At 46.4% G+C, this 26903-nt stretch carries 28 protein-coding genes; 24 read left to right on the plus strand and 4 right to left on the minus strand.

Translation table 11 applies throughout. From position 1 onward, the window contains the following. Positions 1-272: 272 nt before the first annotated feature. From LEP1GSC061_RS11010 to LEP1GSC061_RS11055, 10 genes are all read left to right on the plus strand, one after another. Complete coding sequence (locus tag LEP1GSC061_RS11010; protein WP_040508560.1) at positions 273-1160, plus strand: Rossmann-fold NAD(P)-binding domain-containing protein; 888 nt, start codon at positions 273-275, stop codon at positions 1158-1160. Next, positions 1145-2707, plus strand: coding sequence for a hydroxymethylbilane synthase (gene hemC, locus LEP1GSC061_RS11015; RefSeq protein WP_016545695.1), 1563 nt, complete (start codon positions 1145-1147; stop codon positions 2705-2707). Before LEP1GSC061_RS11010 ends, hemC begins: the two co-directional genes overlap by 16 nt. 14 nt (positions 2708-2721) lie before the next feature. Further along, positions 2722-3669 carry a porphobilinogen synthase gene (gene hemB, locus LEP1GSC061_RS11020; protein WP_040508616.1) on the plus strand — a complete coding sequence of 316 codons (948 nt, stop codon included), beginning with the start codon at positions 2722-2724 and terminating at the stop codon, positions 3667-3669. Next, the gene (gene hemL / locus LEP1GSC061_RS11025; RefSeq protein ID WP_016545622.1) at positions 3670-4965 is read left to right on the plus strand and encodes a glutamate-1-semialdehyde 2,1-aminomutase; all 1296 of its coding nucleotides are present in this window, start codon (positions 3670-3672) and stop codon (positions 4963-4965) included. Positions 4966-4969: 4 nt separating this feature from the next. Continuing rightward, entirely contained in the window at positions 4970-5887 is a 918-nt protein-coding gene (locus LEP1GSC061_RS11030; RefSeq protein WP_016545666.1) for a sensor histidine kinase, read from the plus strand. Further along, positions 5884-6576 carry a response regulator transcription factor gene (locus LEP1GSC061_RS11035; RefSeq protein WP_016545480.1) on the plus strand — a complete coding sequence of 231 codons (693 nt, stop codon included), beginning with the start codon at positions 5884-5886 and terminating at the stop codon, positions 6574-6576. Before LEP1GSC061_RS11030 ends, LEP1GSC061_RS11035 begins: the two co-directional genes overlap by 4 nt. Next, complete coding sequence (locus LEP1GSC061_RS11040; protein ID WP_016545567.1) at positions 6569-7591, plus strand: uroporphyrinogen decarboxylase family protein; 1023 nt, start codon at positions 6569-6571, stop codon at positions 7589-7591. The genes LEP1GSC061_RS11035 and LEP1GSC061_RS11040 overlap by 8 nt, the downstream gene beginning before the upstream one ends. Next, on the plus strand, positions 7588-8937 hold the full coding sequence (gene hemN / locus LEP1GSC061_RS11045; RefSeq protein WP_016545636.1) for an oxygen-independent coproporphyrinogen III oxidase: 1350 nt from the start codon (positions 7588-7590) through the stop codon (positions 8935-8937). Before LEP1GSC061_RS11040 ends, hemN begins: the two co-directional genes overlap by 4 nt. A 156-nt stretch (positions 8938-9093) precedes the next feature. Continuing rightward, positions 9094-10059, plus strand: coding sequence for an LA_0442/LA_0875 N-terminal domain-containing protein (locus LEP1GSC061_RS11050; protein ID WP_016545630.1), 966 nt, complete (start codon positions 9094-9096; stop codon positions 10057-10059). A gap of 89 nt (positions 10060-10148) precedes the next feature. Further along, entirely contained in the window at positions 10149-11438 is a 1290-nt protein-coding gene (locus tag LEP1GSC061_RS11055; protein ID WP_016545569.1) for a protoporphyrinogen/coproporphyrinogen oxidase, read from the plus strand. A gap of 8 nt (positions 11439-11446) precedes the next feature. Here the strand turns inward: LEP1GSC061_RS11055 and LEP1GSC061_RS11060 are convergent, their stop codons facing one another. The 3 genes from LEP1GSC061_RS11060 to LEP1GSC061_RS11070 form a co-directional block, all read right to left on the minus strand. Further along, positions 11447-11863: a polyketide cyclase / dehydrase and lipid transport gene (locus LEP1GSC061_RS11060; protein ID WP_016545472.1), complete on the minus strand. Its 417-nt coding sequence runs from the start codon at positions 11861-11863 to the stop codon at positions 11447-11449. 12 nt (positions 11864-11875) lie between these two features. Then, a complete protein-coding gene (hemH, locus tag LEP1GSC061_RS11065) occupies positions 11876-12979 on the minus strand; it encodes a ferrochelatase (RefSeq protein ID WP_040508617.1) in 1104 nt (367 codons plus the stop codon). A 103-nt stretch (positions 12980-13082) separates the two neighbouring features. Further along, positions 13083-14195 carry a putative porin gene (locus LEP1GSC061_RS11070; protein WP_016545733.1) on the minus strand — a complete coding sequence of 371 codons (1113 nt, stop codon included), beginning with the start codon at positions 14193-14195 and terminating at the stop codon, positions 13083-13085. A gap of 195 nt (positions 14196-14390) precedes the next feature. On the opposite strand from LEP1GSC061_RS11070, the gene LEP1GSC061_RS11075 reads away from it, so the two are divergent. The 4 genes from LEP1GSC061_RS11075 to LEP1GSC061_RS11095 all read left to right on the plus strand — a co-directional run bounded on the left by LEP1GSC061_RS11075 (position 14391) and on the right by LEP1GSC061_RS11095 (position 17387). After that, positions 14391-15317, plus strand: a complete 927-nt coding sequence (locus LEP1GSC061_RS11075; protein ID WP_040508618.1) for a ParA family protein — start codon at positions 14391-14393, stop codon at positions 15315-15317. Further along, complete coding sequence (locus tag LEP1GSC061_RS11080; RefSeq protein ID WP_016545481.1) at positions 15301-16002, plus strand: ParB/RepB/Spo0J family partition protein; 702 nt, start codon at positions 15301-15303, stop codon at positions 16000-16002. Before LEP1GSC061_RS11075 ends, LEP1GSC061_RS11080 begins: the two co-directional genes overlap by 17 nt. A gap of 107 nt (positions 16003-16109) precedes the next feature. Then, positions 16110-16712, plus strand: coding sequence for an NADPH-dependent FMN reductase (locus LEP1GSC061_RS11085; RefSeq protein WP_016545766.1), 603 nt, complete (start codon positions 16110-16112; stop codon positions 16710-16712). A 273-nt stretch (positions 16713-16985) separates the two neighbouring features. Continuing rightward, positions 16986-17387, plus strand: coding sequence for a cyclic nucleotide-binding domain-containing protein (locus tag LEP1GSC061_RS11095; protein WP_016545543.1), 402 nt, complete (start codon positions 16986-16988; stop codon positions 17385-17387). 6 nt (positions 17388-17393) lie between these two features. Here LEP1GSC061_RS11095 and LEP1GSC061_RS11100 read toward each other — a convergent pair whose 3' ends face one another. Continuing rightward, positions 17394-18413 (minus strand): GGDEF domain-containing protein, encoded by a 1020-nt coding sequence (locus LEP1GSC061_RS11100; RefSeq protein ID WP_016545451.1) that lies wholly within the window; start codon positions 18411-18413, stop codon positions 17394-17396. A 148-nt stretch (positions 18414-18561) separates the two neighbouring features. On the opposite strand from LEP1GSC061_RS11100, the gene LEP1GSC061_RS11105 reads away from it, so the two are divergent. The 10 genes from LEP1GSC061_RS11105 (at position 18562) to LEP1GSC061_RS11150 (ending at position 26852) form a co-directional block, all read left to right on the plus strand. Then, positions 18562-19326: an SDR family NAD(P)-dependent oxidoreductase gene (locus LEP1GSC061_RS11105; protein ID WP_016545647.1), complete on the plus strand. Its 765-nt coding sequence runs from the start codon at positions 18562-18564 to the stop codon at positions 19324-19326. Between the two features lie 12 nt (positions 19327-19338). Then, entirely contained in the window at positions 19339-19845 is a 507-nt protein-coding gene (locus LEP1GSC061_RS11110; protein WP_016545762.1) for a low molecular weight protein-tyrosine-phosphatase, read from the plus strand. Next, positions 19838-21127 (plus strand): NAD(P)/FAD-dependent oxidoreductase, encoded by a 1290-nt coding sequence (locus LEP1GSC061_RS11115; protein WP_016545613.1) that lies wholly within the window; start codon positions 19838-19840, stop codon positions 21125-21127. The genes LEP1GSC061_RS11110 and LEP1GSC061_RS11115 overlap by 8 nt, the downstream gene beginning before the upstream one ends. Positions 21128-21178: 51 nt before the next feature. Continuing rightward, on the plus strand, positions 21179-21991 hold the full coding sequence (locus tag LEP1GSC061_RS11120) for an SDR family oxidoreductase (RefSeq protein ID WP_016545593.1): 813 nt from the start codon (positions 21179-21181) through the stop codon (positions 21989-21991). A gap of 16 nt (positions 21992-22007) precedes the next feature. Then, positions 22008-22430, plus strand: a complete 423-nt coding sequence (locus LEP1GSC061_RS11125; protein ID WP_016545544.1) for an SRPBCC family protein — start codon at positions 22008-22010, stop codon at positions 22428-22430. Positions 22431-22532: 102 nt separating this feature from the next. Then, positions 22533-22988 carry a Panacea domain-containing protein gene (locus LEP1GSC061_RS11130; RefSeq protein ID WP_016545643.1) on the plus strand — a complete coding sequence of 152 codons (456 nt, stop codon included), beginning with the start codon at positions 22533-22535 and terminating at the stop codon, positions 22986-22988. Continuing rightward, positions 22989-23777 (plus strand): hypothetical protein, encoded by a 789-nt coding sequence (locus LEP1GSC061_RS11135; protein ID WP_016545729.1) that lies wholly within the window; start codon positions 22989-22991, stop codon positions 23775-23777. It begins immediately after the preceding gene. A gap of 181 nt (positions 23778-23958) precedes the next feature. After that, positions 23959-24324 (plus strand): hypothetical protein, encoded by a 366-nt coding sequence (locus LEP1GSC061_RS11140; RefSeq protein WP_016545558.1) that lies wholly within the window; start codon positions 23959-23961, stop codon positions 24322-24324. Positions 24325-24370: 46 nt separating this feature from the next. Beyond that, entirely contained in the window at positions 24371-25459 is a 1089-nt protein-coding gene (locus LEP1GSC061_RS11145; RefSeq protein ID WP_016545707.1) for a DUF1574 domain-containing protein, read from the plus strand. Positions 25460-25565: 106 nt separating this feature from the next. Next, complete coding sequence (locus tag LEP1GSC061_RS11150) at positions 25566-26852, plus strand: LIC20035 family adhesin (protein WP_016545620.1); 1287 nt, start codon at positions 25566-25568, stop codon at positions 26850-26852. Positions 26853-26903 lie beyond the last annotated feature (51 nt).

Raw genomic sequence — 26903 nt, forward strand, 5'->3', positions numbered from 1 at the left:
TGCAGGAGGAGCAAGCGTCCTCATAACAACCGAATCTTAATTCTTTGCGGGTCGATTTTCCGAAGAGGCTCTTGATCGTAGAAAGCAAAGGAAACGCAAGATACACAGCCGTAGCGGCAACTATCAAATAAACGATTTTATCCTGAGTCTCTATGTCCCAAAGCATAAAGTCATTTTGAAAATGGGTCTCAATACTCGCAAGAGGAATATTTTCCGAATCGCTGACAGTATTTTGACAAATGGGCCGCTTGAAAAGGTATGCTCTTAGGTAGATGTGGTCCACACTTCAAGTTTTTCATTCCGAATCTAACGACAGAGATTTCTTCTCCGTCCCGGACGCTTTCGCTTGGAAAACATGCATGCGTACCGTTTGGATTTCCGATTCTAGGATTCACCAAGATCCAGATCGTCTCCCGGCAAATTGGGAAATGAAATCCGGATACGAAGCATACGGTTTGCTTTTGGAAATCATCTCCGGTTTGAAATCTAAATTATTCGGAGAGACCGAAGTTCTTGCTCAGTTTCGTCAAAGGTTCCAAGAGGTTCCAAACTCCGCATTCGGAGAATATTTGGCGCGTCTAAGAGATAAATTGATCGAAGATTGCAGAACTCTTCGCTCCGGTTACCTGCAAAATTTAGGAGAACAATCTTACGGCGGTCTTGCGGATAAATACCTATCCGAAGCGAAACCTTCTCCGAATAGAGTCGCACTCTTGGGGACCGGCCAATTGGCGGAAAAAATTCTGCCCTGGCTTTCCAAGTCCGGTAAGGATGTGAAAATCGTAGGACGTAATCCGAATCGCTTGGAGTATCTTTCCGCCGTTTCAAAAACTTCTCATCATCTGATCGAAGATTGGAATCCCGAGGGAGAAGCTTGGGTCATAGCCGCTCCTATGAATCTTTCTCCTTGGTTGGAAAAATTGAATCCCGGAGATTTGGTTTTAGATTTTAGAGAGGAACCGTTGGAATCTTCTTGGCCTGAGGGAGTAGTTTACATATCCTTTGCGGAGATGCTCTCCTCTCTGAAGGAAACCGAAGAAAGAACCCGGAAAGTCCGGGAAGAATTGGTTACCGTTCTGGACGAACTCCTGGAAGAAAGAGAATTGGAATCGCATCAATTTGTATTCGGTTGGGATGACCTACCTTGTCCGACATTTTAAGAATCGGTTCTCGTAAAAGCTCTCTCGCTAAACTCCAAGCCTGCTTAGTACAAGACTCCCTCAGAAAAATTCATTCTAAGTTGGAGGTCCAACTTGTATTTCGCGAAGCCAGTGGAGATCAGGATCTCACTACTCCCCTTTGGAAAATGGGAGGCAAAGGAGTCTTTACCCAGGATTTGACCAAGGATCTAGTAGAAGGCTCTGTGGACGCGGTAGTTCATTCTTATAAAGATCTGGATTTGGAAGGTCATGTAGGCACCGAGATTTTCATGGTCCTGCCTAGGGCCGATCAGAGAGACGTGCTGCTTTGGAAGAGAAGCGCTTTCGAGACTCCTCCTGCAGAATTGAAAATCCATTCTTCCAGCCCTAGAAGAGAATATAATCTTACCGCATTTTTGCCTAAGGCCCTCCCCTCTCGTCTCCAAGGAAAACCGATCAGCTTTCATCCCGTAAGAGGAAACGTTCAAACTAGAATCCGCAAATGGAAAGAGGATGATTCCGTTTCCGGTCTTATCGTGGCCAAGGCCGCATTGGATCGATTACTTTCCGAAAATTTCTCCTTCTCCGTTGAAAAGGAATACGAAGATCTCAGATCCGTAATCCGCAGTACTATTCTTTCCGAATTGTTCATGGTCCTGCCTTTATCCAAGAATCCGAACGCTCCCGCGCAAGGAGCCTTGGCTGTGGAGATCCGTAAGGGGGATGAAAGAGTGAAGAATCTACTCTCCGTATTAAGAAATCAAAAAGAAGAAGATGCCGTTTCGGAAGAGAGAAGGATTCTTTCTTTCTTCGGAGGAGGGTGTCACCAGAAGATCGGAGTCAGCATCTTCTCCGCGGATTCCGCGGATTTTCTTTTCTTGAGAGGAAAGACGGATGCAGGTATAGAGTTGGATCGTTTTCATAGATGGAAAGGAAAGGATTTCCCTACTCCCGATTCTTGGGATTCGATTTTTCCCAAACCTAAAGAAGGTTTCGGTATGAAAAGAATACCTACTCAGGCAAATTCTCCTTCGGAAAAATTCTGGTTCGTATCTAGAGCGGATTCTCTTCCTTCCGAATGGAATTCTCCCGAACCCGATACGATACTCGTCGTTGCCGGCGCTAAGACCTGGGAAAAATTGGCCGCCCGGGATATTTGGGTTCACGGATCCACGGACGGTTTGGGAGAAGAGGATGCTGCGAAAATCGTAAGTCTTCTGGATCCTTCTCCGCAATTCCTAAAATTGACTCATGAAGAAAGCGATCTTATCGAAGGAGTCTGGAAGAGGTTCGTCACCTATAAGGTGGAATTCGATCCGGTCCAGCCGGACCTTTCGGGGTATTCTCATTTTTTCTGGATGAGCGCTTCCCAATTCGATCGCGCTTTAAAACGGGATCCTTCGATTGCGGATAAAGTGCATTCCTGCGGAACCGGAGCGACTTACAGATATATTCTAAAAACGTTAGGTTCGGACGCGAAGCTTTTCGTATTTCCGAATTATGAATCCTGGGTTAAGGCCTGCAAGGGAGAATCTAAGGATCCCCTTTTAGATAGAGGTGCTATATGAAAGAGATGGGCGGAATGGGACTCAGAAGGAGCCGGTTGAACGCGCCTATGCGCAATTTGACTTCTTCGGAATCCTTGAATTATAAAAAGTTAATACAACCTCTTTTTGTGGCGGAGTCCTTGGCTTCCGCAGAGAGGATGTCCTCCCTTCCCGGGGTATTTAGGGATAATTCCGAAACGGTTCTCTCTCAAGTCGAGTCGGACTTAAAGGCCGGAGTGGAACATTTTCTTTTATTTCTCGTCCCCGGCCAAAAGTCGGACGATTCCATTCCCCGACACTTCTACGAAAAAGCGATCGGTGCGATCAAGGCTCGGTTTCCCGAAGCCTTCCTTTGGGTGGATACTTGTCTTTGCTCCCTGACCACTCACGGTCATTGCGGTCTCTTGGATTCCAAGGGAAGAATAGAGAATGTAAGCTCCGTAAAACGTCTTTCCGAGCTCGCTCTATGCTATGCCGAGTCCGGTGCGGACGGTATTTCTCCTTCGGATATGATGGACGGAAGAATCGCAAGTCACAGAAATATTCTGGATAAAAACGGACTCGAGCATGTACCGATCATGAGCTATTCCACTAAATTCAAGAGTCATTTTTACGGACCTTTTAGGGAAGCGGCGGAATCCACTCCGGGGCACGGGGATCGTTCTTCCTATCAGATAGATGTTCGGAACAGAGAAGATTCCCTTCTCTCTTCCGTAAGGGACGCGGAAGAAGGAGCGGATCTTTTGATGGTTAAGCCGGGCATAACGTCTGCGGATCTCATTCTTCCCATACGAGAAAAGACAGGATTGCCCGTAGGGGCTTATCAAGTGAGCGGAGAATACGCTTCCTTGTCCCTTCTGGCCGAAAACGGTTTTTGTAAATTCGAGGACGCTCTCAGGGAGACCTGGCAAGTATTCTCCCGTGCGGGCGCGTCTTATTTGATCACATATGCTGCAAGAAGAGGAAAGGAGATCTTATCCTAAATGAGCGTTAGTTCTAAGGAATTATTCGAAAGAGCGAAGAAGGTCGCCCCCGGTGGAGTACATTCTCCCGTCCGTTCCTTTAAATCCGTCGGCGGGGACCCCGTATTCTTCAAATCCGCAAAAGGGGCCTACCTCACGGATGTATCAGAAAAAGATTATATAGATTATTGCCTTAGCTTCGGGCCCTTGATTCTAGGACACCGGGATCCCGAAGTCCATGAAGTGGTTTCTCAAACCGCGGAATTGGCTTGGAGTTTCGGGGCTGCGGAGCCTTATTCTTTGGAGTTGGCCGAGTGGATCGTCTCCAGAATCCCTTGGGTGGAAAAAATCCGTTTCGTAAATAGCGGGACGGAAGCCGTCATGAGTGCTCTTCGTGTCGCGAGAGCGGCCACCGGAAGGGACAAGATCCTGAAATTCGACGGATGCTATCACGGGCATTTGGACGCGCTTCTCGTTAAAGCAGGGTCCGGTCTTGCGGGGGTTTCCTCTTCCGATAGCGCAGGGATCGGTTCCGAGCTTATCAAAAATACTCTCGTTCTTCCTCTGGACGACGAGAAAGCGGTGGAAGATTTGTTTGCGAAGGAAGGCAAGAATATCGCCGCCGTTGTGATTGAGCCTCTTCCTGCTAATTACGGTTTATTAATGCAGAGAAAGGAATTCCTTTCTAAAATCGCTGAGATCGCCAGAAAAAACGGAACCTTGGTCTTCTTCGACGAGGTGATCAGCGGGTTTCGGGTCGGTCTAAAGGGTATGAGCGGAGAATTGGGGATCCATCCGGACCTGGTAACTTACGGAAAAATCATAGGCGGAGGATTTCCCGTAGGAGCCTATGCGGGCAGGGCCGATCTATTGGATCTTGTGGCTCCCCAAGGTCCTGTCTACCAGGCGGGAACCTTAAGCGCGAGTCCCTTCGGAATGAGGGCGGGTCTTGCCACTCTGCAAAAATGCGAGAGAGAGAACGTATACGATACTTTACAAAAACGTACGGAGAAACTGGTCCAAGGTCTTGTTTCCATTTTTAGGGAGAAGGATCCGGGTTCCGATTGGACGAGTACGTCCCATTCTTCCCTGTTTTGGTTTCATAAGAAGACGGCCTCTCCTATACGAACGGTGGATGCGATCCCGACCGGGCATAAGGAGGCGTTTGCCAAAGTATTTCATTCTCTCTTGGACGAGGGAGTGTATCTCGCGCCTTCCGGATACGAGGTAGGATTTATGAGTCTTGCTCACACCGACCAAGTGATCGATAAGACTCTCGAGCTCGCAAAGACCGCATTAGGAAAATTGAAAGTATAGAGTCATGTTCGAGGCTAGGTCCAGAAAAGTCTTTTTGCCGGTGCTCTGGGTGATCGTGACGATTTCCCTGGGGGTCTGGTGGCTGTTTTTGGGGCTTAAGCAGAATCGTATGGCCACGGAGCTCGCCTTTAAATTGGGTGAGAACGCAGAAAAGGAAGTTTTGGACAAGTTGGAGCGCCAAAGTTCTATGATCAAGATGGAAGGTACTTTTTTCCTTTTCCTTCTTGCTAGTGGAGGGATCACTCTCGTCTGGCTCACCTTTCGCGAAGATAAAAGAAATAAACTGATTCACGATTTCTTCTCCACTGTCACTCACGAGATGAAGACTCCTTTGGCCAGTTTAAGATTGCAGGCGGAGAGCCTTTTGGAAGAGGGAGTCGACGCCACGAAGGATCGATTGCTGCATCGACTCATGAAGGATTCCACTCGGATAGAGTCGCAGATGAACAAGGCCTTGTATCTGGCCAGCCTCATGAGATCCGAAGGTCTTTATCTGGAAGTCTTGGACTTGAAGAGTTTGGAGAATTATTTAAGGGAAGATTGGCCCGAGTTGAAATTGGAAACGGATTGGAAGGCGCCTAAAGTGCTCGCAGATCGCAGGGCCTTGGAAAGCGTATTTAGAAATCTTCTCGAAAACTCGGTGCAACATGGCGGTGCGGACAGCGTTCGAATTCTTTCGGAACCTCTTTCCGGAAATAAGGTTAAATTTTCCTTTTTGGATAACGGTAAAGGATTCTCCGGAGATCCCAAATCTTTGGGCCGTTTGTTTTTGAGACACACAAGCACGAGTGGTACGGGAGTAGGTCTCTATATTGCGAAGAAGTTGATCGGAAGAATGGGGGGAAGTTTCTCCGTCCGAAATTCTCAAGACGGGGGATTTCTGGCAGAATGGACTCTCCCCTCCCCCGGAGACGTCTCATGAAAGCGAAATTGCTTTTAGTGGAAGACGATCGTTCTTTAGGGGAAACCTTAAAAGAGAGACTCGAGAAAGAAGGTTACGAGATGGTTTGGACGGTCTCCGCCCAGTCAGCTCGCGTATTGGCAGTGGAAACCAGGCCGGATTTGATCCTACTAGATGTGCGCCTCCCGGACGGGGACGGATTCGAGCTCGCCCAAGAATTGAAGACACGCAAGGACTGCCCTCCCTTTCTGTTTCTCACGGCTCATTCCGGCGCTCCGGAAAGACTTCGCGGTTTTGAATTGGGAGCGGAAGAATTCATACCTAAACCGTTTCATTTGAAGGAACTGTTGATTCGAGTGAAGCACGTGTTGGAGTCGCATAAACACTCCATTCGACAAACAAAATATTCTTACGAAGGATACGTCCTGGATTTTCACGGGTATCGTATTTCCACTCCTTTGGGAGAAGAGATTCATCTTTCCAAGAGGGATTGCGCCTTACTGAATTTCCTCGTAGAAGAGAGAGATAGAACGATTAGCCGGGACGAGATCCTGGATCGCCTTTGGGGAGAGGAAAAATTCCCCACAAATAGAACTATAGATAACTCCATTGTGAGACTCAGACAAGCCTTCGGAGACAGAGGCGAGGACGCAATCCGTTCCGTAAGAGGAGTCGGTTACCAATGGATCGGAGAGCTGAAGGATGCCTAACCATAGATTCCAAGCCGCTTTAAAGCGGGAGCCCCAGGCCACCCCTCCCGTTTGGATGATGCGCCAGGCGGGGAGATATCATTCGCATTACCAAAATCTAAGAAAGAAACATTCTTTCGAAGAATTATGCAAAGTTCCGGAACTTGCCGCCGAAGTCGCATTCGGTCCTGTAAACGATTTCGATTTCGATACAGCGATTCTATTCTCGGATATTCTTTTCCCTCTGGAAGCCTTGGGCATGGGACTCAGATTCGGAGACGAGGGTCCCAAACTAGGATGGAATTTAGCCAAAAAGGAAGATTTGGATCGCTTCTTTCCTTTGGAGCAAGCGGTCGAGTTTATGGGATTCCAAAAGGAAGCGGTGAAGATCACCAGAAATCGGATTCCTAAGGATAAATCCTTGATCGGATTCATCGGAGGTCCTTGGACTCTGTTCTGTTATGCAACGTTAGGAAAACATGATGGAAATCTGATCCTTCCTAAGGTTTCTCCTCTTTTGAGACAGGGCTTTTACGATAAGATTCTGCCGTTGCTTCGGGAGAATATCCGTTTGCAGCTCGAAGGCGGAGCCGAGATCGTGATGATTTTCGATACGGCCGCAGGAGACGCGTCTCCCGCATTTTTCCAAGAGGGAATTTTACCCGCAGTGCGTAATCTTGTGGAAGCCTTTCCGGGAAGAATCGGTTATTATGCGAAGAGTTTAGCCCCGGCTTCCTTGCAGGCGATACGTTCTCTTTCCGGGTTGGTAGGATTCGGTATGGACCATAGAACGGATATCGCTCCTCTGCTTGGTAACGGCTCTCATTTCGTACAAGGAAATTTCGATCAGGCGCTTCTCTTCTTGGAGCCGGGAGAATTTTCCAAGTATCTATCCGAGTGGATCCGACCCTTTGCCGGTATGAGTCCGGAAGAAAGAGCCGGATGGGTTTGCGGCTTAGGACACGGAGTTCTTCCGAAAACCCCCGAAGCGAATGTCAGAACCTTTGTGAATACGATCCGTGAGGCGTTAGCATGAGCTCTAAGACCGATTTAATCCGAAAATACGACGTTCCCGCACCTAGATATACGAGTTATCCTACGGTTCCATACTGGGAAGATAATCCGACTAGGGAAGAATGGGTGGCCGCTATCCGCAGACGACTCGTCCCGGAAGACGCTTCCGTTGCGCTTTACCTGCATATCCCATTCTGCGAAACCTTATGCTCCTTCTGCGGATGTAATACTTCGATCACCAAAAACCATTCTGTGGAAGATCCTTACGTATTGACTCTTTTGAAAGAGTTCGAACAGTATAAGGCTGACGTTCCGGAGCTGACCAAGAGAGAACTGCGAGAATTGCATTTGGGCGGAGGATCTCCTACATATTTATCCGAAGCAAATCTGGAGGCGATTCTCAAACCAATATTAGAATCTTGGAATGTAGCCGAGAATCCCGAATTCTCTCTGGAAGTGGATCCTAGAAGGACCCGTCTGACACAGTTGGAAGTTTTGCGCAAATACGGATTTTCCCGTATCAGTCTCGGGGTCCAGGATTTCGATCCTGAAGTACAAAGACTGGTGAATCGTAATCAACCCTATGAGTTGACCGCGGGAATCACGGAAGGAGCGAGAAAACTCGGCTATCACTCCGTGAATTTCGATTTGATCTACGGACTTCCCCGCCAAACGGGAGAGAGCATTCGAGAAACCATACGTAAGACCCTGGATCTACGCCCGGATAGGATCGCATTTTATAGTTACGCGCATGTTCCCTGGATCAAGGCGGCTCAGAGGCTTTTTACGGAGGCAGACCTTCCTAAGAGCGAAGAGAAAAGGGAATTGTACGAGATCGGGAGAGAAATGTTTTTGGATGCGGGATATAAGGAAATCGGAATGGACCACTTTGCATTGGAAACCGATTCCCTCTACACCGCCTCGCTGGACGGAAGTCTTCATAGAAATTTTATGGGATATACCACGAAGCCTACGGATCTGCTTCTGGGAATGGGAGTCTCTGCGATCTCGGATAGTTGGGATTGCTTCCATCAAAACGAGAAGATTCTGAAGAAGTTCCAAAGAAGAATCGACGAGAGCGGTCATGCACTCCTCAGGGGACATAAATTGTCCGCCGAAGACTTAGTACAAAGAGACTTGATCCTGAAGCTCTCTACCATGGGAAGAGTCACCCTACCCTCCGGGATTTTTGAAGAGGTGCGGCTCTATTTGAAGACCATGGAGGACGATAATCTAATAGAGTGGCAGGGAAACACTTTGGTCCTGACGGAAGCCGGAAAGCCTTTCTTAAGGAATGCATGCACCGGTCTGGATCTCCGATTGAGAAGAAAAAGTCCGGAAACCAAGGTCTTTTCCCAGTCGATTTAGACTTTCTCCTGAAAGTTCGGGGGGTTTGAGCTGTTTTGTCTTTAAGGGATAGGGTGATTAGGAAATTTATTTCTTTTCGTCCAATTCGAGGAGACTTAATTGGTCCGAAAAAGGTCAGATTTGCTATATAATTCAGGACGACGTTCGGCTTTTATCATGTTTTCATTTCGTAGATTCATTTCCATCTTGATGATTCTTTTCCTGATACCGACGGGAATTTTTCCCGTGACCGTCCTATTGCGTGAAGGCGGAAAAGTAAGAGGGGAGATCATCACTCAAAATCAACATTCTATTCTTCTCCAAACCGAAGCTGGCAAAAGAAAGATCGATAAGGATCTGGTGCTGAAAGTTCTCTTCCAAGACGTGGACGACGAGGAAGAGGAAAAGATTCGCAAAGACGAAGAAAACAAGATCTCCACCGAAAAAAGGGAGATAGAGGAAAAGGAAGAACAGGCCAAGGCGCAAGAGGAAAAGCTAAAGAGGGAACAGGAAGAAAAAGAGAAGGAAGCCTCCCTCGAAGAAGCCCGTAGACAAGACGAACTTCTAAGATCCCAAAGAAGTCGTCCGTTAAAGGCGGCCATGCGTTCCGCCGTAATTCCCGGTTGGGGACAATTCTACTCTAATCGTAAATTTCAAGGTGCTATCTATCCTACCCTATTCGCTTTTGCGGCATTTTTAGCTTACGATAAATTCAGAGTATATCGTAATTCCGTAACGGATTACGGGAACTTGGGCAATCCGTATACGAAAGAGAATTTATTTTTAGCGTCTATGGGGCAGCAAATCACTACTACTCCGGTTTATACCGATCCTCTTACCGCATTTATCGCCGACCAATACCAGAATCCTTTTCGTATCAAAAGAGAAGAAGCCGATCGTAATTTCAACGAGTACCAAGGCGTACTATGGGTTGCGGGAGGTATCTATCTCATTAACGTTTTGGATGCGTATCTGTTTGCTAACTCCGGTGTAAGTCTTAGTTCCGAATCCGACGGAAAAAAGCAAGGCGTGATTTTATCCGCAGTTCCTTCTCCTGTAGGGTCCTCGCTTGGATCCAGCCAAGGCGGTTCCGCATTCGGATTGGAAACCAAATACACTCTCGGATATCGTTTCGAATTCTAAGCCTTCCGTTTGATAAAAAACTACGGCCAACATTCTCTTTCGACCCGGGATTTAATTGCCAAGTCCGGAAGCTAGTCTAGTATGTAACCGTGGCAAAGCTTGTTCCCGATCGAATTATAGTCGGCGCCGGATTCACCGGATTATTGCATGCGTTTCTCGCCGTAGAAAAAGGCGAGTCCGTATTGGTTTTGGAAAAAAAAGGAAACTCCGGAGGATTGATTCGATCCGTTCAGACGGAATACGGAATCGTAGAGACAGCCGCTAACGCCATTATAAATTGTTGGGAGTTGGAGAATTTATCCTCTCGGTTGGGTCTGGATATACTCGTTGCAAACGCCTCCGCAAAGAAAAGATTCATTTTCGCGAACGGAAGACCTAGAAGATTTCCATTAAGCTTAACCGAAACGATTCGGCTTCTATTTTCGGCAGCCACTGTCCCTTCTCGTCCGATTCCGGGAGAGTCCATCTACCAATGGGGAAGAAGAGTGTTGGGGGATCCCGCTCTTTCCAAAATCGTCGAACCGGCATTAGGCGGGATATATGCCGGAGATCTGGATGTGATGTCCGCGGAATTCGTCCTTGGAAAATTTCTCCCCGAAGATGTTCCTCTCTGGAAGAATATTCGCATCTATGCTTCGAAGGGGAAAGATAAACCCAAATTACAGCCGGGCAGAAGAGGGACTGTTAGTTTTAAAGGAGGACTTAGTTCCTTACTCGGTGCATTGGAAGCTAGGGTCTCGCAAAAAGGAAAGATTCGATTCAAACAGGAAATCGCGAGTTTGAAAGAATTGAGAAAATCTTATCCTAAGTCCGCAATTACGATCACTACCGGCTTGAACGCCACTTTAAAGATTTTAAAATCCGATTTTCCGGAACTAAGAGCTTACCAAGGTATGCTCGATACCCTTCCGATAGTTTCTGTCACTCGATTCGGGACGGATTCGGTTCTGAGCGGCAAAAAAGGTTTCGGGATCCTATTTCCCAAGGATCACAAGAGCTTTTCCTCCGAAATGGGGTTTAGGGTGCGCGGAATTTTGATGAACGATTTTATATTTCCTAGCAGAACTTCGGCAGGCATTCATTCCGAAACGTATATTTTCGGAGGAGCGGGAGATAGGGAGATAGCTTCGAAGTCGGAAGAGGAAATTATCCGAATCGTAGAAGACGATAGAAAAAAATTATTTCCAGAAAGCGGAACCCCTCTAAATCATTATGTGACCGTTTGGAAAGGAGTCCTCCCCGTTTACGGACCTCAGCTTTTGGCGTTTAATCGGGATCTGGATAGAATCCTTCCTCCTGAAATCAGAGTGGAGGGAAATTTCAGAAGCGGAATCGGCCTGAAGTCCATTTTGGAAAGGGCTTATGCCTACGATAAGTAGGCCCGGATTTAATCGGAAAATTTCTTCTCTAGTAGTTTTTTCAATTCTTCCAAATCTTTTCGAACCCAGGCCTCGTCTTCCTTGAATTTTTCTTCGGACATATCCACTGTCTGAAAAAGAGTAAAAACGATTTCGCATCCTTCTTCGTTTTCTAATATTCTCATCGGGTTGTATACGATCTTGCCCGGTTCCAACTCCACATAATGATCTATAATTCCGAACGGATTGGATTCGGTAAATTTCACTTTTACCTTTCCCATGGGAGAATCGACCATCCACTCGTTTCCGGACAGATGCGTGATGGATTTGCATAATCCGGAGGCCCATTCGTGAAAATTGCCGGGATCCGAAAGGTATTTATATGCGGACGAGAATGCCGCGGAGATCGTTACTCCGATATGTTTGGCTTTTAAAGTTCGTTTCATCTGATCTTTCCTCTAAACTCCATGGCAGACCTTGCCTTCTTTCTCTGGTCTAAATCCTCCGGAGCTCCTACAGATACAAGGTCCGGAGTCTCCTTGGCTTAAGGAATGTCTGGCTTCGAATACGAATTTTGCCAAGGCCTCTAAAAATGTCGGATAACAACCAGGCGCCGGTATTCTATAATAGTCTCGGATCCCGTAGGAGTAAGCGTGATCGCGGATCTGAACTCCGATTTCTTCCAGAGTTTCTAGATGGTCGCTTACGAAACTGATAGGATAGATAGCTACGCGTTTTGTTCCGGTCTCGCCCAGCTCTTTGATTTTGTCTAAAGTGTTGGGAGAAGTCCATTTGCTCGGCCCTACCCTACTCTGGTAAGACAAATGGATTTTTCCTTGAAATCCTTTTCCTCTCAATAATTGAGCGAGAGCCTCCACGTTTTTTTCCACTTCTTCGGTATAAACATCGCCTTTTCGGATCAGTCTCAAGGGGATACCGTGAGCGCTAAAAACCAAGTCCAGATTTTGCCAGTCAGGTATGGTGGCGGGCTCATAGTGCAAAAACCCGTTTTTCCTTAGAGAGCCATTAAAGAAATCTAATATTAGGTCCCGAATGGAATGTAGGTATTCCTGTCTATCCGAAAAAGGTCGGACCCATCCGCGGGAAGAGGCGGGACAGAATCCGAGGTTCTTCTCCATAAGCATGGCTGTGGAGAGTACGGTAGATCTGGAAAAATGAGGAAACAAAGGAAGAATGACGACTCCTAAATTAGGATCCGTCCATTCCTTGGGCAATTCTCGGAGGTCAGGATATCCGCAGCACATTGCGGTCTTGACTTCCCAACGTTCTCCGGATTCTTCCAGTAGCTTGCGTAGCTCTTCCGCTTGTTTCTCCGTCTCTTCCACCAGAGGAGAGCCTCCTCCGAAGCCCATGGATGCGTAAGTCTCGGCGACTTTCTTTGCGCGACTTTCCGCAATTTTGCGAGCTAAACGTATTCTTAAGAATTCAGGTAAGGGAAGATCGAATACCAAGGGGTCTTCGAATAGGTCCTTTAGGAATTTAGGGATTTCCTCGGTACTTCGAGGTCCGCCGAGATTGAGAAGAAGGAGTCTATTTTTCAAACGCCAGAGTCCGTTATCTATTTTTACTAGAAGAAGCAAGCACTCCTTCTGTTGCTGAGATTAGACAGGGTAACGGCGCGGACAAGCTAAAAGATAGGACATCTTATCTGGAAAGCCAGTCCAAAAAGCTAGTGGCCTGTAGCTCCACGGAAAATTGTTTCGTGCTCAGATAATTTCGGAAGGATCCTGAGTAATTGGATTTTATATCCTCGAAATCGATTCCTCCCTTGGTCGTGAAAGTCCCCGAGCCGTAGAGTCGATTTTCAGTGAGTTTCAGGAAGAATAGCCAAGACTCCAGGATATAGCCCGCACCTAAATGAGTTTCCACACCATATCCGGAGGAATCCCCTATAAAGTTTAGATTTCTATGATAGTGATAATCCCTGATATGGGAATACCATACGTTCCCTAAGAACGCTCCCTCTAAAATCCATTTGCCGTCCGAGTATCTGTATCCTACTCCTAAGGGAAATTCCCAGGTCGAGTTGGAATAACTGAGGCCGATTCCTATGTTTCCGTAAGTGACCGGAGAAGTTGCGATCCATTGGTCCACGTCGTAGAGATAATATTTAAAGAACGAGTAATGAGCTCCTGCCGAGAGAAACATTCCGCTTCCTTGTTTTCTGGAATCCGGTCCGGATGATCCCAGATATTTTCGGACGCTGAGGCTGATTTTGTCCTCCTTCATTTTGAGCTTACCTCTTCCGTCCGCGAAATTTTGGGACCCGATAAAAGTATAAGGAGAATCGCGAAAGCTCCAATTCGCGAAGTCTATCTTAGTACCCTGTTCTTTGCTTAAATTATAGAGGGAGAAATCTTCGTCCCTCCCCTCTCCCGTTCTCACATATCTTCCCGTGGTCCTATATCCCAATCCGAATTCCCAGCTATCCCACCAATGTTTGGCTTCGAATCCCATGTATTGGAATTCCCGATTATATGTGATCCGTGAACCCGCTTTGATTCCGGAAAGATTCGGGTATTTGATCCCGGATTCGAAGATATGTTGGCCTCCGTTTTCTCCGTAGAGTAGGGACAAAGAACTTCTAGAGAGAATTTTTTTGTACCAGGCGGAGGGCTCGGGATTTTTGGATGCGGCATATTCTTCCGGCCTAGTCGGGGATAAGGGGATCTGGGGTTCTTTTTTTTCCTGGGAATGGATTCGGGTATAGGATACGACTAAGAGGAAGAGGAATATTGAAAGTATGTTTCTTTTCATTCGATCTTTGCAATTGGACAGAGGGTGAAACGATTTCACCCTCGAAGGCGTTTTGGCCTTTCTGACAAGAACGTCCCAGATTCCTCCCCTCCCCTATCGCCGCAATTCGGTTTTTTGCCTCTTCTAATAGAATGAGACATAGGTTTTCTTGACAAATTCCTCAAATCATGGAAACAAGAAACTGTGGCCGGATCTTTGAAAGCTAGGGTTTTAAGTATAGATGAAGTCGTGAGCGAATACGCATTCGACTCCGAAGCCGAGTTCTTGGAAAAAGCGGAAGCCTGGTCTTTACCCAAGGATTCCAAAGGAAAATACAAGAAGGAAGTTCTGGATAAGTATTTCCAAAAGAGAAAGAAGCACTCCTTCGAATCGGTCATTATTGCGGTCTCCAACCAAAAAGGCGGAGAAGGTAAAACCACAGTCTCCATTTGCTTAGCCGAGGCCTTAGCGAGATCGGGAAAGAAAGTGCTGTTAATAGATTGGGATGCTCAGGCCAATATCACCCAATTGTATGTAGGACAGACCGACAAATCCGTTTTTCATACTCTAGGATACCGCGGAGAGCCCAAGCTGCCCGTCTCCGAGATCGTAGTGAGTCTCGCTCCGGATCTGGACCTGGTTCCTTCTTCCATACATCTGGCGAATTTTACGACTCCTTACGAGAGGGACGATTTCGAATTATTGAAAGACGCATTATTGCCGATCCGTTCCGCTTATGAGTATATCATCATAGATTGTCCTCCTTCTTTGGGTCTGATTCTGGAGAATGCTTTGATCGCTGCGGACTTGGTTCTCGTTCCCATACAGACCCGCGCGTTCAGCGTGCAGGGTCTTAAGGATCTTCACGGCACGATAGAGAAGATCAAAAAGAAGGCGAATCCCGAACTAGGTCTCTTGGGCGCTGTCTTGAATCAGTATGAGGACTCAAGAGCTCTCTCCGGGCTTGCCGATGCGATCCGTAAATATTTCCCTGTATTCGAGTCCGTAGTTTACAGAAGAGAAGCTATTCCTCAATCCCAAGCGAAGAGGAAATTATTGTCGGAATACGATCCGAAAGCGATGCAGATGTTTTCCACTCTGGCGGAAGAAGTGGTGAGGAGAGCCAATGGCGAAAAGGGCTGATTTTGCGGGATTGGATTTACTCACCGCATTCGGAGGAGAGGAAACTTCCAAGAAGGAAATACAAGTTTCCGATATCGTAACGAATCCGGACCAACCTAGAATCTTCGGAAAAGAGGAAGTCGGAGATCTTGTGGAGTCCATGAAGCGCTTGGGCCTTATCGAGCCCATCGTTGTGCGCAAAGTGGGTAAAAAATTCCAGATTGTTGCGGGAGAGCGAAGATTCCAGGCGGCCAAGGTATTGGGTTGGAAATCTATACCGACCGTGGAGACGGACGCTTCCGAGGATAGATGTTACGAGATGGCTCTCGCGGAAAACGAGAAGAGAAAAAGTCTGAACCCTTGGGAGATCGGTAGAGCGATTCAGTTCCTTAGAAAGGAAAGGAAGAAAACCGCGGAAGAAGTGGGTAAAATCCTGGGATATACGGAAAGATACGTAAAGCAACTCAGCTCGATTGCGCGTCTGGACCAGAAATCTGTCTCCGAATTGATTAAGAGCGGGTCGGATCCGTCCGTGAAAAATCTGGAAACCCTTCTCAAGAAAAAAGAAGGACGAGGGGGTGAAACGATTTCACCCCGGAAGCCTGCGGAAAGAGTCGTCTTGGATTTGAGGGTTTTAAGCTCTAAGAATAGGGAATCCTTTCTGAGAGACTTGTCTTCCCTGAAGAAAAAATACGGATTGAGTTAGCCGATCTTTTTTCTGATTGGAGAAAACGCCGTTTCTTCGAATCTGTTCGTAACAGTCTATTTATTCCTAACATAGATCGTTAGAACTCTTATTCTTTAAGGAACTCAATGAAAATCGGCGTTATCGTTTCCTCGCTTAGAACTAAATCCGAATCTTCCAAGGTCGGAGAATTCTTATCCTCCAAATTGAAGGAAATGTCCGTGGACGTGTGGACCCTGGACTTGGGAAAGAATCCGCTTCCTCTTTGGGAAGAGACTCCTTCTTCCAAGGAAGTTTGGGAGGGAGTTTGGAAGCCGATAGACGAAAATCTAAAGAATTCGGAAGGATTCGTGATCATCACTCCCGAGTATAACGGAATGGCAAGCCCCGCGATTAAGAATTTTTTCCTGCATGCTGGGCTTGCACAGATGGGACACAAGCCGGCATTATTGGCTTCCGTTTCCTCCGGACGAGGAGGAGCTTTTCCGATCCAGGAGCTAAGAGGAAGCAGTTACAAGAATAGTAAGATATGCTATATTCCGGAACATTTGATTTTCCGAGATGCGGAGCATTTGCTTCTCGGGGCAGAGCCGGCTTCCGATGAGGATAGATACATCCGGGAAAGGAGCACATTCGCTCTCCGGATCCTTTTGGCGTATGCGACCGCTCTTTCGGAAATCCGTGAATCCGGAGTGGTGGTTGATCCTAAATTCAGAAACGGAATGTCCTAAGCAGGAAGGAACTCCTCACAAGGAAGGAGTTCCTTCTTCTAAAATGAGACATAATTCTTTCGAAGGCGGGGTGTTTTGTGGGTTATAGGAGTAGGGGAGGGAGTTCCTTCCTCCTTCGGGCTCGAGATTCGCAACTCGTTTCCCGATCTTTAAAGAAGGACGGGGCTTTTCTTTTCCCTCTAGGATTTTTTCGGGAATCGCAGTCAGATAGTCTGGAGCTTTCCGTTAGGAAAGGCTTTAGGTTAAGCAAACGGAATTGGAAATCGCGCAATCATGAATAAAATCAGCATCCAGGCAGGACAGATCATCTTTAGGGAAGGAGAAACGAATAATTCCATGTATATTATTCTCTCCGGAACCGTCGAAATATTCTTCACTCATAAGAACTCCGCGACTCGCCTTGCCTTGATGAAGAAGGGAGACTTTTTCGGAGAGATGGCTTTGTTCCGGTCTAAGCCCAGAACTGCGACTGCGAGGGCGGTCTTGGATACGGAGATGGTCGCGGTGGAATCCAAACAACAATTGGAGAGATATCTGATCGCTAATCCGGAATTCGCTGCAAAGATGGTCAGAATCCTTGCAGATAGGCTTGCGAATACCAACGAATTATTGATTTCTAAACTGAACGAGATCACTACCAAGGAAATCGAATACCAGATCCAAGACGCAGAATAATCGATTCTAGTAGGAAATCCTATCCTTTCCTGCGGCCTTGGCTTCGTACAATCTGGAATCTGAAACGGAGTAGAGACGGCTTCCGTCTTCCGAATCCGAAGGATATTCCGAAACCCCTCCCGAGACGGTGACTTCTATTCCGAAATCGTTCTTGGAAGAATTTCTCAAATAAGTTCTGAAACGATCTATGGCGATCTTAGCGTTGGCCTTTGTGGTTTCCGGAAGAATGACGGCGAATTCTTCTCCTCCGACTCTACAACTGATATCCTCAGTCCGGAAAGCGTACATCAGGGTCCCTGCGACCAATTTTAGGATATCGTCTCCGAATTCATGCCCCTTGGTATCGTTGATTCTCTTGAAATTGTCCAAATCGAAAAGGAATAAGCAGAAGCTTCTTTTGTAACGTTTGCTTCTGGTGATTTCTTTATTGAGTACCAGGTTGAAGTATCGGCGATTGTAAATGCCCGTGCCTTCGTCTATAACCGCATTCAGAATGATTTCCTCGAAGGAATACATATCCACGATCTTGGGATTTTCGATCAATCGGTTCTTGAGATAAATGAAGTCGAGCAGGGCCACCACGAAGTTCATGCTTCTGCCTAGTTGCTTGCTTAAGCCTTCCGCGTGAGTATAGATTTCCTTCCAAAGGGATCTGGCTTCCGATTCGGGGAGGTCTAGGTTGGCTACGATTCTAAAAAAGTCCGAATAGAAATAATCGTCTTTTTTCCCCATCTCCTCGAACTTGCTTGCGAGGCTGGGTAAAGGGGCCTGTTTATCGTTTACGATTTCTAGGATCGCGTTCTTTCGTTCCGTATCTACTTGGCCGATCCCTTTGAAGCGGTCCCTCATTTCTATGAGTTCGCTTCTTGCAAGATTGGCCGTGGTTTCTTGTGCGTTTAGGGTAAGTTCGGCAGCAAGAAGTTCTTCTTCTCCTAATTTGGAGACTCTCTCGTATAGACCGATGATTTCCCGGAGCTTTTGGATTTCTTCTTCTTTAGATTTTAGCTCTTGTTCCAAATTTCGCATCTCTTACCGCCCGGAAGGGGAGGAAATATCCGACAAAACGCGGTCGCTTCGCCGAAGCTTATAACTCCGGGTATACTTGCAGGTAAAATATTTCCTTTCCCGGCTATGGGGTAAACTAATTTAATGAATAACGTGGCGGTTAATTCTAATGTCTATAAGCCCAAATAAGAAGAAAGTCATCATCACCGGAGCAAGTTCCGGAATAGGAATGGAATTGGCGAAATTATACGCCAAAGCAGGGCACGACGTGGCCCTGACATCTCGTCGTAAAAAAGTTTTGGAAGATCTTGCAAAAGAGATCCGAGGCTATGGGGCGGGAGGCAAGGTGATCGTCGCTTCATTGGATGTTTCGAATCCGGAAGAGAATTTTAAAATTCTTCCCAAGCTAGCGAAGGACTTGGGTGGTTTGGATTTGTTTATAGCGAACGCCGGAATTTCCACCAGCTCTTCGTTCGGAGTCAAGAGTTTTGAAGCGGACAAGAAGGTGATAGATACGAATCTAATCGGGCTTATGGCGGGGATTTCCTCTTTGCAGAGTTTATTTCGCTCCCAAAAGAAAGGACAAATCGTCGGAATTTCATCGGTTGCTTCTTTTAGAGGCTTACCCGGTTCCGCGAGCTACTCTACTTCTAAGGCCGCAGTCTCCACTTATTTGGAGGCGTTAAGAGGGGAACTGAAGAGTTCGGGAATTAAGGTCACAGTGATTCATCCGGGATTCATAGATACTCCTATCAACCAAAAACTGGCTTCCCGACCTTTTGTGGTTTCCGTCGAAAAAGGAGCTAAAAAGATCTACGATAGGATTGAATCCGGAACTAGGTCGGCGACCGTGCCTTGGTTCCCTTGGGCTCTTATCGGAGTGCTGATGCGTTCGATCCCCGAATTCCTATGGGAGAGAATCGGAACCAAATAAGGTTTTTCGCATATGTTGGAATCCTCCTCTTTGACGAAGGTGCTTTTCGTTTGCCTGGGCAATATCTGTCGCTCCCCCGCTGCCGAAGGAGCATTTACGGACCTCGTAACCAAGAAAGGCCTGCTTGGGAACTTTGAAATCGATTCCTGCGGAACTTCTCGTTATCATTTGGGAGAATTGGCAGATCCTCGCACCCGGCAAACCGCAAGGAAAAAGAGTATAGAGCTTGTCCACAAAGCGCGTCAATTTCGCAGATCTGATTTCGTCGATTTCGATTATATTCTGGCGATGGATAGATCCAACCAAAAGGATCTTCTCGCACTTACATCAAGCGAAGAAGAAAGAAAAAAGATACATCTATTCAGAAAGTTCCAGAAGGGGCAGAATAAAGAGTCGGACGTCCCGGATCCTTATTACGGAACTTTAAAGGATTTCGAAGAAGTCCAGCAGATCGTTACGGAAGCTTCCGAGGGATTTCTGGAGTTCGTTCTGAGCAAAAACGGAGTTAAGCATGGCTGATAAAAAAGAGAAAAAAAGGGTAATCGTGATCGGAGCCGGTTTCGGCGGATTGCAGGCGATCAAAAAGCTCTCTGACGAAGAGAATCTGGAAATCATCGTAATAGATAAAAAAAACCACCATTTATTCCAACCTCTGCTGTATCAGGTTGCAACGGCGGTCTTAAGTCCTGCCGATATTGCGATCCCCACCCGTTCCATAGTGGGGGATAGGGAGAACGTAACCGTATATCTGGGTGAAGTGGACCGAATCGACATAGCGGGCAAGATGGTCTATTTTCAGGGCCATGAAGAGCATTATGATTATTTAATATTGGCGGCGGGGGCTAGGGCCGGGTATTTCGGGAACGATCATTGGCAGAAATATTCCATCGGACTGAAGACCTTAAAGGATGCGCTTCAGATTCGCACTAAGATTCTAACTTCCTTCGAGCAGGCCGAATTGGCCGGAGATCCCGAGACGGCGAAAAAACTCCTGAATTACGTGATTATAGGCGGAGGACCTACGGGCGTGGAGCTCGCCGGTTCCATTGCGGAACTCTCCCACGAAATCGTGCGAAACGAATTCCATACCATGGATCCGGGGCTCGCTAAAATCACATTAATCGAGGCGTCTCCCCGTCTTTTGGCGACCTTCGATCCTACGTTAGGTGAATTCGCAAAGAAGAGACTCGAAAAAAGGGGAGTGGAAGTGTTCACTGGCACCAAGGTCTTGGACATAGACGAGAAGGGAGTGCATCTGGAGAATCGGGTCATTCCTACCTCGAATATCATTTGGGCTGCCGGAGTTCAGGCCAATCCGATCGGCCAGGCTTTGGGAGTTCCTACGGATAGAATGGGCCGAGTCATGGTCGACGAATATTGTAATATAGAAGGCCATCCGGAAGTATTCGTCATCGGAGACATCGCGAATTATTCCAAAGGATTGGAAAGACCGCTCCCGGGAGTTTCTCCCGTGGCGATGCAACAGGGAAGATACGTGGCTTCCTTGATTCGAGGAGATCTGAAATCCAAGAAGAGAAAAGTCTTCCGTTATGTGGACAAGGGCAGCATGGCGACTATCGGAAGGCAGGATGCCGTGGCCCAGGTCGGTTCCTGGAAAATGAAGGGACTATTCGGATGGTTGGCCTGGCTCTTCGTTCATATATTCTACCAAGTAGGATTTAAGAATAAGGTTTCCATCTTTATCACTTGGGTTTGGTCATATATAGCCTTCCGTGCGGAAGCGAGGTTGATACAGGACGAAGTGGAAGCTCACAAATCCGATCAATCCGTCGTTCATTAATCGGATAAAAAATCCTTGAATCTGTCGGGTACGGAAGAAGGATAAGCGGTAATGCGGATCGATGCCTGGAAAGGCAAAACCATCGTTCTCACAGGAGGCTCCTCAGGGATTGGAGAGGCCTTGCTTGAGATTTTATCCCGTATACCTTGCCGACTGATCAATCTTTCCCGGACCGAGCCGGAGCTGATCAAAAAAGTTTCCAAGGGCAAGGAAAGTCGTCCCGCGGAGCTATTTCATATCGGCGTGGATCTCTCCTCCGAAAAGGAGATCAATAAGGCGGTAAGCAAATTATCCAAGCTTACGGACGGTGTGGATGTTCTATTCAATAACGCCGGAGTTACCGCGCATTCCCGTTTCGACCAGACCCAGATGGAAGCCTTCCGAAAGGCCTTTGAAATCAATTTCTTCGGTCCAGTACTTCTCACTCATAGGCTTCTTCCTTATATCAAAAAAAGAAAAGGAGCGGTGATGGTGACTTCTACCGTTAGCGGTCTCTATGGGATCCCTGCAAGAAGCGCCTATTCTTCCTCCAAATCCGCTCTCCACGCGGTGATGGAATCGGCACGTATCGAACTGATGGAGGATGGATTACGTTTCATCATATTCTGCCCGCCCTATACCAAGACAAATCTCCGCGCTAACGGTTTGGACGGGGACGGAAATAAATTGGGAGAATCCCATTATTCAGGCAAGAGTAAGTCTCCCAAAGAAGTTGCAGAAAAGATGATAGAGGCGGTCGAGAATCCCAAGTCCCGCTTGGTCGTGATGGATAAGAGCGGATTGTTCCTGAAATGGATGAGAAATATCTCCCCTTCTTTCTTGGAAAAGGTGCTATTTAAGAAACTCTATAAGGATTTTCACTGAGGAGAAAGATTCGATCATGGAGACCAGAAGCATAATCAAAGAATTCCGATACGACTATCCTCTGGAAAAAGTTTGGAGCGCCGTTACGGTTAACGAGGAGTTGATCCATTGGTTAGCGGACAAGGTGACAGGGCGTCCTAAGATCGGAGCGAGCTTCTCCTGGACTTGGAATCTAGGTCCGGAAGGAGAACTTACTTCCACCGGAATTTATAAGAAGATCGTTCCTTTCCAAGAACTGATACTCGAATGGCAGGATCATCCTGCGGGCGATATCGAATTGAAGTTGGAGTTCGAGAAGGACGGAGAAGAAGGAACCGTTTTGAAGTTGACCAATTCAGGTTATCCGGTGGGAGAAAAATTCGATCATTGGGTAGAGGCGGCATCCGAAGGTTGGGACGAGGAAAGCATGCACCTTCTACAATACTTAATGAGGAATTGATATTCCGCTTCCCGAATAAAAAACGTCAAAAATTCTATTGACTTTGAAAATTACTCATCTTCGCCTTTATATTGCCGATTTCTAATATAAAGGGTTTATTCAATGCAGATCGAGCCATACGAACAACCTTATCTAAATATAGAAAATCCTGCAAATATAGACACGGTGATCGAATTGCTCGTATCCAAAGGAGAGGAGATCGAGAAGCCGATATCTATATTAAAGCTTCATAAGCTATTATATTATATCCAGGCCTGGGTGCATGGGCCGGCATCAAGACCCGTTTTTGACAAATTTAAGAAAGATAAAGGTATGTACGATTCCTTGACGCTGGGCGATATCACCAGAACAAATTCCTTGCTTTCTCCTGAAATCCTATTTCATGTTAACGAGGTTTTGGACGTATACATGAAGTATAGCGGCTCGGAATTGGAAGATATGACTCATAAAGAGGATCCTTGGTTAAAGGCAAGAGCGGATATACCATCCTATCAGTCATCGGAAAATTATATCCAAGAATCCGATATGACGATTTATTATCGAGCCCGCCTTGTGTAAATGAGTCGGATCCCTTCTCCTCGCGATCACAAAGCCAGTAAAATTAGGCCGGGAAATTTTAATCCTAGATCCTCATATATTTCTTTTTCATTCTCCTTATTCAAGGATACAGAAAATTTCGGTTTCGATTGTCAACCACCCTTAACGCAGAATTGGATTGGGGCCTTTGTCGAAGCCTTACGTTCTTTAAGTGAGTTGACTGTAAAAGATTTGGAAGATAACGGCAGAACCAAAGAAAAATCTCATTTTCATAAAATCCCATGGGGAGACGCGAATGTCTATTTTTCAAAGGAAGAGTTTTATCGAAGATTTATTCCCCAGAAATATGAAGCGGACGATTATGAAATCTATCAATTTTCGATTTCTAAGGCAAACGGAAGAATTATAGGCTTCTTCGATGAAGATAAGACCTTTAAGGTGGTTTTGATAGACGCAAAGCATAATTTTCATTTATCTATACACTCTGGGAAGCGTTTAGATTTACAGCACGAGCGAATAGCTAAGACGGAACATGAATTAGCTTTGGATAGAATCTCTCATATTACAAAAATTGTTAATGAAAATTGCAAATGCGGATTCGCGAGCAAATATTCGGATGTACTAACAGACAGATATATTAAGCATCACAAGGATACAATTCTTAGATTAAGTGATTTCCTAACTGATGAGGAGACGGAAACTTTTTTCGAGATGCCATGGGAAAGAAAGAATGAACATTTGCTCGAATTATTTGCTGATTTTTCCGAAAAAATCGCTCTCTATTGTGCGTCATCTCCCCGGATAGAGTAAGTTTCCAGTCGTCCATTTTCGCTTAAGCTCCCCTTTTTTACTTGAACTCTCGGGCTCCCAAAAAAAAATGACATTAGAGCCCTAACTCATGGGTTTTCGCGGTCTCTCCGCGACGAGCAGAGGCAATCACCTTTCCTCCCGGAGCAGAAGCCGTGAACTGCTTTTCGAGGTGGTAGTAATAGTGAATTTTCCCGAACTAGAGACATACTTCCAAAGTTTAACGGATATAACGGATACGATTTCGATCTTGAATTCCCCTTATGAATCCGATTTCGACGCGGACATCGCTAAGATGGAAGACTTCTTAAAAGATATCCAGTCCAAAGATTGGACCTCAACGGAAAGAGATTATTTCAATCTGTTCACCAGTCATTTTTCCTTTCATATCAAGATCGTCGAAGAGATCGTAAGAGAGGCGCGAGAGATCCTACATCCGGAACGCAGGGCTTACGTAAAGCGCTTGGTAGGTTATATCAAGAGTTCCGAAGAGTGGCTGAGCGATCTTCAGAAACGTCGCAAATCCACGGAAACTCTCGCCACAGCGTAAAATCTTTCCGATTGACATCCCCGGTACGCCGGGGAGTCTTGAGTTCGTGTCTTCTTCCGAGTTAGAAACCGAAGAGAAGTTGAACTTTTTCACTCGTCCTTTTCTTCTTTATCCAGTCGCACTTTTTCTTTTCGTCTTTCTTGTGGACAAGCTCTTCTTCCTGGACAAGGTCCGGGATTACGTGAAGGTAGAGCTCACCTATATTTATTACGATGTAAAACAGGATCTCCTTAAGGAGATGATCTCTAAATACGGTAAAAACGCTCCCGAAAAGCCGAGCAAGAAACTCGTTCTTCTCATGGGATCTTCCCGGATGCTTTACTTCAAGAATAGCGAGATACTGGATTTCTATCCGGATTGGGAGGTCTATAATCTCTCATCTGCGGTCACCACCCCTGCCTATTATTTGTATTTTCTGGAGAGATTATTCGAAGGCGGAGTGAAGCCGGACTATCTGGTTTTGGAGGCGGACCCTTTTCAATTCAACGCCAATAGCACTACTTTCAAAAAATCGAATCTGGCAAACAGTTTCGATTTACGTTTTATTCTCACCCATGCATGGGATCTAGGCCGAGAGAATGTGAACTATTATCTAGCGAATTATTTCTTCGGAGTAAGTAAGAACAAGCCCTATATCGCCAACGTGATTTATCATTTGACCAGCAAGAAATACGAGCAGGCGGAGTTGATCAAACAACTTACGGTAGATTCTCTACATAAAGACAAAGGAAACGCCATCTCTCCCGCGGGAGGATTTGTGGAGAAGGATTTCGGAAAGTTAGAAGCAAGTTCCGCTCGAACTATCGGGTGGATTTATCCCAAATACGCTCCCTCCGAAATGCAGTTCGAATTCTACGAGGATATTCTCTCTCTCGTAAAATCGAAAGGAGTTCCCACTATCGTAGTCCGCCCCGAAGTTTCCCTGCCCTTGGAAGATCTACTCGCAGAATTGGGGATCCCGGCCCCTTGGTGGGAAAGAATCCGTCCGATCAATGCAAAATTCGGAATCCCTATCATCGATATGACGGAAGCGAAAGATTACGATTGTAACGCTTTTGCGGACAGCGGGCATATGGCGGTGGACTGCTATCGACCTTTTCTCCGTTTCCTTAGAATGCGGTATCCTGGAGACTAAGACTCTAAGAACGCTTTCCTCCGAGGGATCGGTCGGGAAAGGAGGTTGACGAGCATCTCGACTCGGCTTAATTTTGTTGAGTTAGATTTCTTCCTACGGAGTTCTTATGAAAAAAATTATATCCCAGGCGACGCTTCTCTCCATTCTATTCGGCTGTTCCACCATTGCTATGGTGGAAAATAAAGGCAAGGACCAGGAATACCAGATTCTGGAACCCAATCTCAGGGTCGAAAAGTTCAAGGAAACGTTCAATCTGAAAGCCGAAGGTCCAGTGACCTTGGATTGTTCCGGAAAGCCCTGTACACCGGACCAAGTTTCTTCTTTAACCCCGGATCAGATCAAGAAACTCAAACGCAACGGTTCTTGGAAAGAATATGTGGAGAAGGAAGACGCCCAGAAAAAGAAATTCTCCGTTTTAGTAAGAGTCGGAGATTATAAGGACGATAAGCGGGAAGGAATTTGGAAGACTCTCTATGAAACGGGAGAAACTCTGAGAGAGTCCCCTTACGTAGCCGGCCTGAAAGAAGGCGAGGAAAAGAAACTCGCTAAGGACGGAACTCAGACAGAAAGCACTCTTTATAAAGCGGACAAGAAGAATGGCCCGTACTGGTCCAAGACGGACAAGGGTGTTCTGAGCGAAGAAGGCCAATATACCGACGACAAAAAGACCGGAACTTGGAAGGAATACTACGACGAGGACGGAGCTAAGAAAGCTGTAACCGAGTTCAGAGACGGTAAAAAATCCGGTAAAGCGATCAATTATTTCAAAGACGGTTCGACTGTATCTTCCGAAGGAAATTATACCGACGATCTTAAGACGGGTTATTGGAAAAATTCCTACGATAACGGTCAGCTTCAATCCGAAGGTTCCTACACTCCAAAGGGAACCGGCGCCGAAAAGAAGTCCCTAAGAACCGGAGCCTGGAAAGAATATTATAAAAACGGTAAGGTATTTGCGGAAGGTCAAAGGGACCATACTCGTAAGGGGGATTGGAAATTCTATTGGAGTAACGGTAATCCCGCTTATAAGGGAGCCATGATGAACGAGATGATGATGTCCTCCGCCGAAGTCTACGACAAGGACGGTCAGCTTGTCGGAAAAGGAAAGCTGATGTTCGATCTTCTGCTTATGGACGAGAAGACCGACGAACTCAAGGCCAAATACAAGCCGGACCTACCCTTCACTTATTACAAAAACGGAAAGAAGACTTTCGAGATTCTGAACGAGACCACGGCCATCGAATACGACGAATCCGGATCTAAAATCGGTCAAGGTCCGGTTATGCCGGGAACAAACGCCAAGAACGATTGCTGGACGACTCCCCAAGGTAAGAAATTCTTCGTGAACGGAAGAGAAAACGCCAAGATGGGCGAATTGCAGGGGTGCAAATAATTCTCTCTTTCCATATTCGAAAATTCAGGTTATAGTCGGGCGAAAGGAATC

This window comes from Leptospira wolffii serovar Khorat str. Khorat-H2 (genome assembly GCF_000306115.2).
Taxonomy (GTDB): domain Bacteria; phylum Spirochaetota; class Leptospiria; order Leptospirales; family Leptospiraceae; genus Leptospira_B; species Leptospira_B wolffii.